This window comes from Halopenitus sp. POP-27, assembly GCF_029889855.1.
Taxonomy (GTDB): Archaea; Halobacteriota; Halobacteria; order Halobacteriales; family Haloferacaceae; genus Halopenitus; species Halopenitus malekzadehii.
The window spans coordinates 274,414-286,793 of record NZ_JARANU010000001.1; the positions used below are offsets into that span (position 1 = coordinate 274,414).

The following is a 12,380-nucleotide window of genomic DNA, read 5'->3' on the forward strand; positions in this document are numbered from 1 at the left end:
CTGTGTTCACTCGATGGCGCCCCAGTCAACGCGTCCGTCCGAGCACGTATCGCGGCGAAAGTTCCTTCTGGCCTCCGGATCGGCCGGCACGGTCGCGGTCGCCGGCTGCACGTCGGGCAGCGGAAGCGGGAACGGCAACGGCGGCGGCAACGGCGATGGAAACGGTGGAAGCGGCAACGGCGACGGAAACGGCGGCGGCAACGGGAACGGCAACGGCGGATCGGAAAGCCTGTCCGGTGACATCCGAATTTCGGGGAGCAGTACGGTGTACCCGGTCGCACAGGAGGTCACTCGCTCGTTCGCGGAACGGAGCCCGGACGTGAGCTTCAACCTCACTCGGGACGGCAGCGGCGGCGGGTTCGAGAACGTGTTCATCCCCGGCGACAGCGACATCAACAACGCGAGTCGACCGATCAAGGACGAGGAACTCCAGCGCTGCCGCGACAACGGCATCGAGCCGGTCGAGTTCTTCGTCGCGCAGGACGCGCTCACCGTGGTCGTCAACAACGACGCCGACTTCATCGACACGATCTCGCTCGAAGACCTCGGAACCATCTGGTCGCCGGACACCGCGCCCGACTTGTGGTCGGACGTCAATGACGACTGGCCCGACGAGCCGTTCGACCTCTACGGTCCGGCAAGCACGTCGGGCACCTACGACTACTTCACCGAGACAGTCATCGGAGAGACCGACGCGGACCAGCCGATCCGCGAGGACTTCGAGGGAACCGAGGAGGACGACCTGATCGCGCAGGGCGTCCAAGGCAACGAGTACGCCCTCGGGTATCTCCCCTTCGCGTACTACGTGAACAACCCGGACACGGTCAAGGCCCTCAGTCTCAGTGATGGGGATAGTGACCCGGTCGAGCCGAGTCTTGAAGGCGCACAGAGCGGGAACTATCCGCTCGCACGGCCGCTATTCTTCTACGGCAACATGAGCAAGATACAGGAGAAGAACCACCTCCAGGAGTTCCTCGAGTATTACATCAACGAGGCAGACGAGAACTACATCGCCGAGGACATCGGCTACGTCCCGAGCAGCCAGGACATGGTCGACGACAATCTCGCCGCCCTCGAGGAGGCGATCGCCGGCGAGTACGAGTACAGCGCCTAGCGCCCGAAGGGGAACGCCGTGTACACACCTCACGTTTTATTAACCACATGAGCAACGAACCGGAGAGCGGGGTCGGGTCGCTCCAACGGAGCGGGTTCGTCGTCCGCAAGGAGCGCTTTTATGGCCGTCTGATCGCGGCGTGTGCCGTCCTCACTATCGTCGTGACCGTCGGAATCATCCTGGCACTGTCGGGACGCGCCCTCTCGTTCTGGTCGCAGATATCGCCGATCACGTACTTCACCGGAACGAGCTGGAGCCCCGTCATCGCACAGAACTACGGCGTACTCCCGCTGATAAGCGGAACCCTCATCGTCACGATCGTTTCGGCGCTGATCGCGCTGCCGATCGGCTTGGCGGCGGCGATCTATCTCAGCGAGTACGCGAGCGACGAGGCTCGATCGATCCTGAAACCGTCCCTGGAAATCCTCGCCGGCGTTCCGACCGTCATCTACGGCTATATGGCGCTCGTGTACATCACGCCGTTGTTTAAGAGCGTGTTTCCGTCGCTCCGTACGTTCAACGCGCTGTCGGCGAGTATCGTCGTCGGGATCATGATCATCCCGATGGTGTCGTCGATCAGCGAGGACGCGCTGAGCGCGGTCCCGGACAGTCTCCGACAGGGCGGCTACGGACTCGGGTCGACGAAGTTCGACGTCTCGACGAAGATCGTCGTTCCGTCGGCGACCTCCGGCATCGTCGCGTCGTACGTGCTCGCGATCTCGCGAGCGATCGGCGAGACGATGGCGGTCACGATGGCGATGGGTATGAGTCCGCAGATGCCGTACGTCCCGAACGTCCTCCGCAACCTCGCGGAGTCGGGCCAGACCATCACGGCGGCGATGGTCCAGATCGCCAACGCGGACTCCCTCGGCAGCGGGCCCACCTACGAGGCGATGTTCGCGCTCGGCATCACGCTGTTCGCGATCACGCTGACGATGAACGTCCTCGCCGAACTGGTCAGACGGCGGTTCCGGGAGGAATACTGACATGGCAACCGAAGAGGCTCCAAGCGACCAACTCGGCGGAAGCACGGCACTCCGGCTCCAACAGCTGAAGGGACAACTCTTCGAGGTCGCGCTCGTCGCGGCCACGCTCGTCGGGATCGTCTCGTTGCTCGTGTTGTTCGCGCAGATCTCGAACGACGCGTTCCAGCCGAGGACCGCGTCGCCCGCGTGGTTCCTCGTCTACCTCGGAACCCTCGTGACGCCGACGGCCGCGTTCACACTGTATGCCCGGCGGCGGCCGGCTGTGCGGGAGACGAACGCCAAGGCGTTCGCGGCGGTGTTCGGCGGGCTCCTGCTCAGCGTCGTCATCTACGCCGTCGTCGATTCGCTCAGCCCGTACGACGTGTTTACCTACGTCTTCTTCGCGTCGCTTCCGCCGGCGCTCGTCCTGGCGTACGATCGAACGACGAACAACCGGACGTACACCGGGCCGGCGATTCCCGCGTCGATCATCGTCGGTATCGGCGTCGCGACAGTGCTGTACGACTCGGTCCGCGGACCGATCGGGATCGCCGCGGAGTGGATCATGTACTTCGGTCTCGTCACAGTCCCCGCGGCGCTCCTCGTCGCGAGACTGACGACTGCCCGCCGCGGTAACCGTGACGGCGCCGTCGCCGGGGGGATCGTCATCGGCGGCGGTCTCGCCGTCGCGGTGGCGTCGATCGTCACCGGGGCCAACGCGTCGCTTCTGGTCGTCCTCTTCTCGGCGTTCGTCGTTCCCACCGGCTACGTCCTCCGGCGGTCAACCCGGACGAATCCGGAGGGACGCGTCGGCATCGCAGGACCGTTCGTCCTCGTGGGAGGTGCACTGGTCGGCGCCGCGATCGTCGAACGGTTCGGGATCGAGAACCCGGACACGTACCTCACGTCAAACCTGCTTTTGAACTCGTGGGACGGGCTGACCGCGAGCAACGCGGGTGTGTATCCGCAGATCGTCGGATCGATCATCATCGTCGGCTTCATGGCGGTCCTCGCGTTTCCGGTTGGAATCGGCGCGGCGATCTACTTGGAGGAGTACGCGCCGGATACCGGGACCCGCGGTCGACTCGCGACGCTCCTGGAGATCAACATCTCGAACCTGGCCGGCGTTCCGTCGGTCGTGTACGGACTGCTCGGGCTCGCGCTGTTCCGGCGGACACTCGGGTTCGGGACCGGAGTCGTCGTCTCGGCGGCGGGAACCCTCGGACTGCTCATCCTCCCCATCGTCATCGTCTCGACGCAGGAGGCGTTGCGGGGGGTCCCCGATGACCTGCGACAGGGGTCATACGGTATGGGTGCGAGTCGATGGCAGACGCTCCGCGAGGTCGTCCTACCCGAGGCGATCCCCGGCACGCTCACCGGGACGATCCTTGCGCTCGCGCGAGCAATCGGTGAGACCGCACCGCTGGTCATCATTGCGGTCGCGACGACGACGTACAGTCCGCCGAGCGGACTGTTCTCCAGCGCGACGGCGCTCCCGCTACAGATCTTCGCCGCGTCGGCGAACGCGAAGCCGGAGTTCCGACACGGCGTCGTCCCGGCGGCGGCCGTGGTGTTGCTGATACTGATGCTGCTGATGAACGCGACGGCGATCGTTATCCGAAACAAGTACGGACGTGAGACCTAACGGATGAGCAAGTCAGAAACCTCTCCGAAGATACAGACGACGATCGAGACCGGCGACGAAGCGCCGCGAGACGCACCCCTCAGCCAGGAGGAGACGATCATCGAGACACGTGACGTAGACGTCCATTACGGCGACGACCAGGCGTTAAACGGCGTCTCGATGGATATAGCCGAGCACCACGTAACCGCACTCATCGGCCCATCGGGCTGCGGGAAGTCGACGTTCCTCCGGTGTCTCAATCGGATGAACGATATGATCGACGTCTGTCAGGTAGACGGCGACGTGGTGTTCAACGGAACGAACGTGTACGACGACGACGTCGACCCCGTCGCGTTACGCCGGAAGATCGGGATCGTGTTCCAGAAGCCGAATCCGTTCCCCAAATCGATCCGCGAGAACGTCGCCTACGGCCTGAAGATCCAGGGGTACGACGGCGACGTCGACGCCCGCGTCGAGGAGTCGCTCAAGCGTGCTGCGCTGTGGGACGAGGTGAACGACCAACTCGACACCTCGGGACTGGACCTGTCGGGAGGACAACAGCAGCGGCTCTGCATCGCCCGGGCGATCGCACCGGACCCCGAAGTGATCCTAATGGACGAGCCGACCTCGGCGTTGGACCCCATCGCGGCCTCGAAGATCGAGGACCTCATCGACGATCTCGCGACGGAGTACACCGTGGTCATCGTCACCCACAACATGCAGCAGGCGGCCCGGATTTCCGATCGGACCGCCGTCTTCCTCACCGGCGGTCGGCTCGTCGAGTATGACGACACCACCACGATCTTCGAGGACCCCGACGAGCAGCGCGTCGAGGACTACATCACCGGCAAGTTCGGGTGATCGTATGCCACGACGCGAGTACCAGGAGTCCCTCGATGAACTCCGGCTGGACGTGCAACAACTGGGCGAACTGGTGCTGGAGCGACTCGATCGGAGCCGTTCCGCGCTCGAACACACCGATACCGAGACCGCAAAGAGCGTCATCGAAGGGGACGAGGAGATCAATCAGCGCTATCTGGAACTGGAGTCGGCATGTATCGATCTCTTCGCCCTCCAGCAACCCGTGGCAAGTGACCTCAGATTCGTCGCCGCCTCGTTCAAGATCATCACCGACCTCGAGCGGATCGGCGACCTCGCGGTCAACCTGGCACGGTATGCACGCACGCGGGATCGTCCCCTCGATCCTGACGTCGCCATCGACACGATCGGCGAGGAAGCGCGGTCGCTTCTCGCCCGCAGCCTCACTGCCTACGGCGACGAGGACGCGGCGGCGTGTCGGCGTATCGCGGCGGACGACGACGGGATCGACGCGCTGTGTCAGCGAGCCAGCGAGAGCGTAACCCGGGACCTGATCGAACGACGCGTCGAGGGCGACCCGTGGGCGATCGAGCGGTTGCTCGATGACGTCTCGCGCGTCCTATTGACGATCCGCGATCTCGAACGGGCCGCCGATCACGCCGTGAACATCGCCGCACGAACGCTGTACATGGTCGACGGCGACCCCGAACTGATCTACTGAGAGACATGCACACCAACACGGTGGAAACGCGCAAGGTACAGACGGTCGGAAACGGAACGTACACGGTCTCCCTCCCGAAGGAGTGGGCCGAGGCGGAGGGCGTCGCGGCCGGCGATACGGTAACCCTCCATCGCCACACCGACGGCATCCTTGCGGTCCAGGCACGGAACCGAAACGGGGTCCACGGCCGGATCGGCGACCCCGACACGACCAACGCCGCCGACGCCGACGCGACCAAACCCGACGACACGAACGCCGACGACGCCGGCACGACCAAACCGAACGGCACGAACGCCGCTGGAACTGACACCCCCGACGTCGCCGGAACTAACACCCCCGACGCCGCCGGAACCGGCGGCCGGGTCGAGGCCGACACGCGAACCGGGGGAAACGCCCGAAACGGACCCAGCATTCGAACGCCGGCGCTCGATCCGCCGTCCCTCGAGGGCACGCTCCGGGCGGCCTATGCGGCCGGCATACGGACGGTGGAGGTGGACCACGAGGAGCCGCTCGACGCAGAGCAACGGCACGCCGTCGAGTCGGTGTGCAGGGGCCGGATCGGGACGTCGACGGCGACGACGGACGTCCCCGGGACCGCCGTGCGAATGCTGCTCGATCCCGGGGAGGTCTCGGTCACCCAGTCGGTCCGCCAGCTTGCGTTCGTCGTCGACGCGACACAGCAGGCGGCGATCGAGTCGGTCGCGACGGCAACCCAACGGGCGGCGGTCGCGGAGCGCGCGGAGCACGCCGAGCGGCTCTGGGCGATGATCGACCGAACGGTGGCACTCGGGATGGCCGACCTCGAGGCGGCCGACGCGATCGGCGTGTCGCGGGCGGCGCTGTTCGAGTCGTGGACGGCGATGCGCGAGCTGGAGCGCGTCCGCGAGGCCGCCGCCGACGTCGCCGAGGCCGGATCACGAATGGACGACCCGCCGGCCGAGTCGCGGATCGAGGAGCTCCGGGAGATCGCCGAGACGGTCCGCTCGGGCGTGTCCGACGGGGTCTCGGTCGTCGTCGGTGATACCGGCGCCGAGACGGCACGGCAAGCGCTCGAGGGGATGGATCAAGCCCGTGAGACCATCGACGCGTTCGATCATCGGCTGGCAACCGCCGAGGACCCACCGCCGGAGCTGCGGGCGGTGCTGTCTCGGCTCCGACGAACCGCCGAACGCGGCGGCGCCATCGCGGAGCTGGGTCTCCGACGCACGATCCGGCGGACGGACGAAGCGACGGGCTGTACGGCGGGGACGGCCGGATCTGCGTCGCGGTAACCCCGCCTTGCCCCTCAATACCGGTCCGGGGCAAGGGCCGTCGGGCACTCCAACAGGCGCTCGACGGCCGAGTCACGAACGACGACGAGGTCCCGCAGCCGGATCGCACCGTGGTCGGGATCGCGAACGCTCGCCTCGACCGCCAGCACGGTTCCTGGCCGAAGCGACGCGCTCGAGTCGGGGGCGGGCCGTTCCCGGCGGGCGAGCCCGACGCCGTAGCCCCCGGCGTGGGTCGTGCCGGTGGTCCGGTCCGTGAGGGTCGGATCGAACCCGTAGGCGCCGATCTCGGCGGCGACCTCCTCGCGCAGCAGCGACACCGGGTCGCCGGGATCGACGGTCTCGATCCCGGCCGCGATCGCGGACTCGACCGCGAGGTGGGCGCGTCGTTCCCAGCCGCCGTCCCCGTCGACGACGACCGTTCGCGTCAGGGTCCCGTGATAGCCTGCGGGGCCGCTCGGCGCGAGCGAAACGACGATCGGCTCGCCGGCTCGAAGGACGTCATCGTCGGCCGACGCGGCCGCGGCCGAACCGGCTGCGGTCGACGGCGACCGAACAGCCGTGTTCCCGGCAGGATCGACGCCGGCACGAGCCAGCGCCGCGTTCGCCTCCCGTCGGAGCCGGTCGGCCGACAGGGGATCACCCTGCCACCGAAGCGCTCGCGAGGCGTCGGCGACATCGCACGCGGCCAGGATGGCGAACACCGCACGCATCGCCGTCACGGCGGCGGACTGGGTCGCCTGCAGACGGTCGATCTCGGCGGGGGATTTGACCGTCCGCGCGTCCCGAACCGCGGCCGTCGATCGGACGTCGTGGCCGGCGCGCTCGAGGTAGACCGCCGCGTCGTGCGGAACGGCTCGGGGGACGACCACGTCCGCGTTCGAGCCGACGAGCGACGTAACCGCGGCGGCCGCGCGCTCGCCGACCGGGGCCCCGTCGTCGGCGTCGATCGGCCGCACGCCGCGATCGATGCCAGCGGCCTTCGAGGTCTCGTGAAATCGGGTTGTGGGCGCCGTGAACTGCTCCGGGCGGGGATCGGCCGGGGGACACACCACCGCCTCGGTCGCGGTCACGACGACCGCGGCCCGCGCCTCGAACGATCCGAGTCGGGCGAGATACTGCAGATCCGCGTCGAAGCGGTCGCCGACGACGACGAGCGCGTCCGCGTTCGCGGCCGCGAGCGCGTCGACGACACGGATAACGGACTGGCTCACGAGGTCCTCGCGGACCCCGGTGTCCGGTCGAGCCGTCGCGGCTGGATCCGACCCGCCGGTCACGGCTCCGGTTCGGGAGCGGCCAGTTCGGCCTGAACCTCCTCGACCAGCTCGGCGGGCGGCTCATCGCGTAGCTCGTTGAACAGCAGGACGCTCACGGGGAGCGTCGGCGCGCCGGTGATGAGGTTCTCGAGGATCACGAGCCGCTCGCGGGCCCGAGACATCCCGACGTAGAAGACGCGGCGCTCGTTGTCGGTGAGCACCGGCACCGGACTGGTGGATTTGGTGAACTCCTCGACGCCGTCGACGTCGGTCGGGTCCTCGACGGAGGCGGCGAGCTGTTCGACCACCTTCTCGGTGAGGTCGGTGGAGACGAAGACGTGGTCCGCCTCGCGGCCCTTCGCGGAGTGGATCGTGCCGATCCGGACGCGACTCGGGTCGACGTCCTGGTAGTCGCCGTCGAAGTAGGCCTCCACCGAGTTGCGCTGGAAGCTCGTCACCTTCCGGACCATATCGCTGGCGCTTGCCCGGTCGGGCATAAACGGCGCGTACTCGGCGATCGTGTCGGGATCGACCTCGATCTCGGTGATGTCGTCGGTCTCAGCCGACTCCTCGCGGTCGTCGAGATAGTCGTAGAAGTCGTCGCGCTCGTTCGTCCCGAACGTTGACTCCTGGAGCATATCCGCGAGCCGGCGGGCTTCGAGGCCGGTGACGGGCTCGCCGTCGTTGTACTTCTCGATCGCCCGGACGTAGTCGGTGAGCCGGTCGGTCCACATCCGGCCATCGGTGAGCAGCTTGAACGGGATGCCGTGGTCGATGAACTCGTCGATGAAGTCGAACATCTGGTAGCGCGCCCGGAACAGACACATCACGCTGCCGTCGTCGTCATCGATCGTGTACCGGACGTTGCGGACGAGCTCGAGCATCGAGGGGCTCTCGATGGCCTCGACGTCCCCGCCCTCCTTACGCGGCCGAAGGTCCTTCTCCTGGCGTTTGTCGATGTGGCGGATCTCCGCGTTGACGACGTTGAGGATCCGGGAGGGCAGCCGGTAGGAGTTGGGGAGCACGACGTCCTCGTCGACGTCGGTATCAAGCAGGAGGTCGGGATCGGCACCCTGCCAGGCGTAGACGACCTGGTCGTCGTCGCCGGCGATGAGCGCCTTCTGGACGTGGGGGAGCCACTCCTCGAAGACGTCGTACTGGAGGGTCGTGATGTCCTGGAACTCGTCGATCACGAGGTAGTCGACGTTCGGAACGAGAGAGCGTTGGGCGACGCGATCGAGCATATCCGCGAAGCCGACGAGCTCGTGCTCACCCTTGTAGGCCCGCCAGGCGCGGATCGTCTCGGGGACGTCGATCCGGTCGTCGTCCGCGGACCACGTCGGCGTGTACTTGTTCCCCTCCTGGGCGTTCGGATCGGTCTCGGGCGGCAGGCGAACCTCCTCGACGTCCCACTGGAAGGGCACGTCGTACCAGTCGGCGACGTCGCGTTTCGTCCGCTGGAGCCACTGGGAGGTCGCGATGATCTTGTTTCCGATCGTCGTCGATCGCGCGGTTCGGCGGTTGGCGCCGCCGTACTCGTCCTCGAACTCGATCCCGAACTCCTCACAGAAGTCGGATTTGTCGTCCTCGCCGACCACGTCGCCGCGCGAGAGGTTGAGCAGCTCGTAGGCCTTCGCGTGCATCGTGCAGACGTTCCCCTGCAGCGAGCGCGGGGAGATGTCGAGTCGCTCGGCGAGGCGATCGCGGACCTCCGCGGCGGCCGCACGGGTGTACGAGACCACGAGCACGTCGCGAACGTCGACGTCGTCGTCCTGGAGGAGGTCGTCGACGCGGTCGAGCAGCGCGGTCGTCTTCCCGCTGCCCGGACCGCCGAACAGGCGAGTCACGGTCGGGTCGGCTTCGGTCATTGTACCCCTACAGGCGTCCCGGCCGGATAAACGACGTGGGTTCGGTCTGGACGGCGGATCGCGGCGCTGGCGGCGCGGCCGGCGGTCGAGGCGGCGACGAGTCGACGCCGCTCGTGCCGCGACCCCGAGACGATCGTGTTCCCCGAACCCACACACGCCGACGGACCGTAACCATCTTAAGTATCTCCCGGTTACTGGAAGATGAGTCCTGGTAGGGTAGTGGACTATCCTCTTGGCTTGCGGAGCCAGGGACCGGAGTTCAAATCTCCGTCAGGACGTTCACTTCGTTCGTTTCACTCACTTCGTTCACGTCCTGACTAGCTCCACGCTCGCTTCGCTCGCGTGGAACTCCGTCAGGACGTTCACTTCTGACACGATGATCTTTGACCACGAGGTCACTGAAGAGGTGTGAAGTACCTCGGGGTCAAGTGGTTCGAGAGACGGAGTCTCTCGTCATCACGGAAAGCGAAGATTTCCGTCCGACCCCGAGGCACTCGCCTTGTTCATCTGTAGAATCAGCCATCACTTCTGGCGGATGGTCTGCGACCACGAGGCCACGGAGGAGTTGTGGAACCCCGGACGCTCACTTCTGACACGATGATCACGTGTCGCTGCGGACGGGCGTCGGTCCAGCAGTGTTCTCCGGATAGTACGGTTCCGTGATCGAGGCGATCTCCTCAACCGTGGGAACGGCGTCAGGATCGACTCGCTCCACTGCGAAGGGCTCGAGTTGATACACCTGTTCGCCGATGAGGCAGGCGTCGTCGTCGTAGGGCCAGAACATCGCCTGGCGGCAGGTTCGCTGATACATCGCGTCGGGATCGATTCCCGCGACATCGTTCCGATAATACGGCTTGTCGAGCCCATCGGCGATGAGATCGTCGCCGGACAGAAACTCGACGTACGTCGCCAAGTCGGCGATCCCCCACTCGTTGACGAACAGCTGGTGGCCGTCCTCGTCGGAGAGCAGGAAGACGTCCTCCTCGCCGGCCTCGTAGAACGCCTTCACCTCCTCCGTGCCGTCGAGCACGAGCGGTTCTTCGGTACCGAGACGCATCTCGTACTGCGGATCGTCGACGATCAGCTCGGGATCGAAGATGGCCTCCCAGTCGCCGCTCACTTCGAGGGCGGCGTGGTGGAGGTAGTTCCACAGCATCGCCCGTCGGTGCGGATCACGCTCCTCCTGTGCTGCCCGTTTGATATCGCTGATGTGGCCGAGGTGGCCGTCCGGGTAGTGCGTCATATGAGAACTATTGTCACTAAACGAAATAAATATGCTCGGGGGCTCCGGTGACGTCCGCACGGATTGTCGATCGAAGGACGCTCGCCGACCTAGAAGCCACCGGCCGCCATCACGAACAGCGCGACGGCGATGATCGCAAAGAGCACGCCGACGCCCTCCTTGATGAGACTCGTGTCCAGCGTCGCTGAAATGTACGGCGCGATCTGGCCGCCGGTGACCGTCGCCGGGACCGTCCAGACGACCATATTCCACGGAGTTGACGCGAGGCTCATACTGTGGCCGCCGGGGACGTACTGACCGCCGAAGACGTGGACCAGTGACGCCAGCACCGCGGTCAGCGCGACGACGATGTGGTTGGTGCCGATGGCGACTCTCACCGGTACCTCGGTCCGAAGCATCGAGATGATGCCCAGTTCGCCGATCCCGAAGCCAGCGAGTCCCTGAAACACGCCGCCGACGCTGTAGTTGCCGAAGCGTTCGAGATACCCCCCGTGGGAGTAGCTGTAGTCGTTGCCGTCGCGGTCAACCCGTGTGACGGTACCGTGCGTGTCCATCTCGACACCGGCCGGACCGAGTTTGTCAGCGTCGTTTGGCATCGAACCGCCGTCAGCCGAAAGCTCTGCTCCGGTGTCGGTCTCACCGGGCTCCTCATGGCCCAAATCAGCCTTAAACAGGAGATACGAGGCAGCTATCAGCGCCAGTCCGAGCATGAGGTGAAACACCGGCGCGGGGATGACAAAGGAGAGCAGCGCGCCGGCGACGACGAAGGGCACCCCACCCGCGACCAGTGTGAGCGCGAGACGTCGGTCAACCAATCCGTACTGAATGAACGCGAGCGCGGAACTGGAGAGGCCGAACGACTCGCTGATGAGCCCGACCTTCACGAGCGTCTCGGGCGTGAGTGTCTCACCGGCGATGAGCGGGAACAGGAAGATGAGGAACGGGACGAAGAGTGCGGATCCGCTGATACCGACCGTATTGACGATGGTAGCGCCGACGAGGAAGGCGAAGAAGAGCCACCAGTACTCCAGCCAGTAGCTCAGTCCCGACGCTTCCGTCGGAGCCACGAAATACACACTCACCACGAACAGCAGCGGGGCGAGGAACACAAACACGTGCTGATACTTGAGGAAGGTCTTCTGGACAGTATCTGACGGCGAGGACGTGCTCATTGCGAGTTAGCGCTACGGTCGGGAATTCTGACAGAAATACGTTTTCTTTCATAGTATGTGTCTCGATGATTCGTGTAAAATTCCAGGATACCGTGTGTCCCGGTGTAACAAACTCGGACCTGTATTCAGCATACACGTTGTGTCAATTTATAACACATTCAACGGAGCACACCATCGACTCGCGGCGACTGGAACGGCCGCTCAGCGAACTCGGGCACGGTGAGGGAGCCACGTTGGTCGAGTATCCGTCGTGCTGCGGTCCGGAGACGTCGTCGTGATTCGTCGGCGGAGAGCGTGCTCGGCGAGGACCGCATTTATAAGCAACCGAGC

The 12,380-nt window shown here is 65.5% G+C and carries 10 protein-coding genes and 1 tRNA gene; 7 read left to right on the forward strand and 4 right to left on the reverse strand.

Annotated features, from left to right (window positions below; all coding sequences use genetic code 11):
* The first annotated feature begins 13 nt into the window (after positions 1 to 13).
* Genes OQF70_RS01430 through OQF70_RS01455 form a run of 6 tightly spaced genes read left to right on the forward strand, consistent with a single transcriptional unit; the run spans position 14 to position 6,514 of the window.
* Positions 14 to 1,114 (forward strand): PstS family phosphate ABC transporter substrate-binding protein, encoded by a 1,101-nt coding sequence (locus tag OQF70_RS01430; protein ID WP_280535435.1) that lies wholly within the window; start codon positions 14 to 16, stop codon positions 1,112 to 1,114.
* A gap of 47 nt (positions 1,115 to 1,161) precedes the next feature.
* The gene (gene pstC, locus OQF70_RS01435; RefSeq protein WP_280535436.1) at positions 1,162 to 2,100 is read left to right on the forward strand and encodes a phosphate ABC transporter permease subunit PstC; all 939 of its coding nucleotides are present in this window, start codon (positions 1,162 to 1,164) and stop codon (positions 2,098 to 2,100) included.
* Between the two features lies 1 nt (position 2,101).
* Entirely contained in the window at positions 2,102 to 3,724 is a 1,623-nt protein-coding gene (pstA, locus tag OQF70_RS01440) for a phosphate ABC transporter permease PstA (RefSeq protein ID WP_280535437.1), read from the forward strand.
* Between the two features lie 3 nt (positions 3,725 to 3,727).
* Positions 3,728 to 4,564 (forward strand): phosphate ABC transporter ATP-binding protein PstB, encoded by an 837-nt coding sequence (gene pstB / locus OQF70_RS01445; protein WP_280535438.1) that lies wholly within the window; start codon positions 3,728 to 3,730, stop codon positions 4,562 to 4,564.
* Between the two features lie 4 nt (positions 4,565 to 4,568).
* A complete protein-coding gene (gene phoU / locus OQF70_RS01450) occupies positions 4,569 to 5,243 on the forward strand; it encodes a phosphate signaling complex protein PhoU (protein WP_280535439.1) in 675 nt (224 codons plus the stop codon).
* A 5-nt stretch (positions 5,244 to 5,248) separates the two neighbouring features.
* The gene (locus OQF70_RS01455) at positions 5,249 to 6,514 is read left to right on the forward strand and encodes an AbrB/MazE/SpoVT family DNA-binding domain-containing protein (protein WP_280535440.1); all 1,266 of its coding nucleotides are present in this window, start codon (positions 5,249 to 5,251) and stop codon (positions 6,512 to 6,514) included.
* Positions 6,515 to 6,528: 14 nt separating this feature from the next.
* Here OQF70_RS01455 and OQF70_RS13415 read toward each other — a convergent pair whose 3' ends face one another.
* Entirely contained in the window at positions 6,529 to 7,725 is a 1,197-nt protein-coding gene (locus tag OQF70_RS13415) for a M24 family metallopeptidase (protein WP_280535441.1), read from the reverse strand.
* 59 nt (positions 7,726 to 7,784) lie between these two features.
* A complete protein-coding gene (locus tag OQF70_RS01465; RefSeq protein ID WP_280535442.1) occupies positions 7,785 to 9,635 on the reverse strand; it encodes an ATP-dependent helicase in 1,851 nt (616 codons plus the stop codon).
* A gap of 205 nt (positions 9,636 to 9,840) precedes the next feature.
* Between OQF70_RS01465 and OQF70_RS01470 the strand changes: the two genes are divergently transcribed.
* Positions 9,841 to 9,913 (forward strand) — tRNA-Arg (locus OQF70_RS01470).
* A 323-nt stretch (positions 9,914 to 10,236) separates the two neighbouring features.
* On the opposite strand, the gene OQF70_RS01475 is transcribed toward OQF70_RS01470, so the two are convergent.
* Complete coding sequence (locus OQF70_RS01475) at positions 10,237 to 10,878, reverse strand: hypothetical protein (protein WP_280535443.1); 642 nt, start codon at positions 10,876 to 10,878, stop codon at positions 10,237 to 10,239.
* An 89-nt stretch (positions 10,879 to 10,967) separates the two neighbouring features.
* Complete coding sequence (locus OQF70_RS01480) at positions 10,968 to 12,050, reverse strand: sulfite exporter TauE/SafE family protein (RefSeq protein ID WP_280535444.1); 1,083 nt, start codon at positions 12,048 to 12,050, stop codon at positions 10,968 to 10,970.
* Between the last annotated feature and the right edge of the window lie 330 nt (positions 12,051 to 12,380).